Source organism: Hymenobacter sp. IS2118 (assembly GCF_000715495.1).
Classification (GTDB): domain Bacteria; phylum Bacteroidota; class Bacteroidia; order Cytophagales; family Hymenobacteraceae; genus Hymenobacter.
The window spans coordinates 1-708 of sequence record NZ_JNLX01000080.1 but is presented as its reverse complement, the minus strand read 5'-3'; the positions used below and the strand labels follow the sequence as shown (position 1 = coordinate 708).

Sequence of the window (708 nt, the reverse complement as noted above, 5' to 3'; positions counted from 1 at the left end):
CCTTCGCAAAGCCCTGAAAACCGGAATCTAATCGCAGCGTCAGTCCATCAAACCACTGCTTGTCAGGGGGAAACAATTGTTTTAACAACGTGAAATCATGCACTGACCCGGGCACCAGCTGGCTGAGATAAATAATTTTTCGCTGGGCATCAGCCAGCATCAGCGCTTTTAGGGTGTGGCGTTTTTTTTGCCACTATACTGCGCCTTTTGCGCGGTTTTTTCCGCTGGTCGTTGGGTAGCGAATTCGGTGGCATCGACGAGCACGGCCCGCCGTTTAGAAAAATAGCGCTGCAACTCGGCGGGGGATTGAAATTCGCGTTCCGGCAAACAACCCGCCAAACGGAGTGCTTCCCGCAGCACGGCTAAGCCTTCGTCTTGTCGGCGCTTGGCCGTGGCCCCGTCCAGGCCACAGACCAATCCCAGCACGTCATAAGTCAGTCCTGATTTGCAACTAAACAGGGTGAAGAAAAGCAAATCTTCCTCATCCTTCATGCGCGTTCCAGCGGGATGAATGACCATCCTTTCAGCGAGTTGCATCTCGTGCAACGCCGCATAGGCCCGCTGGAATACCGCCAGAAGTTGCTCGAAATGATGGGCATCACACCCCAACGCAGAACGCCATTGACGAGGTGTTTTCAAGTCTTGAACGGAGATTTTCATGCTCAAATATCCACACTATTCATTGCCTAGGCCGCTGCAACAAGTCTA

At 52.7% G+C, this 708-nt stretch carries 1 protein-coding gene; it reads right to left on the bottom strand.

Going from position 1 to position 708, the window contains the following annotated elements:
- Positions 1-168: 168 nt before the first annotated feature.
- Complete coding sequence (locus GM79_RS06675) at positions 169-660, bottom strand: hypothetical protein (RefSeq protein ID WP_035561158.1); 492 nt, start codon at positions 658-660, stop codon at positions 169-171.
- Positions 661-708: the final 48 nt, after the last annotated feature.

Coding starts and splice junctions, on each gene's coding strand:
- GM79_RS06675 (WP_035561158.1), bottom strand. CDS start 660: ATGAAAATCTCCGTTCAAGACTTGAAAACACCTCGTCAATGGCGTTCT.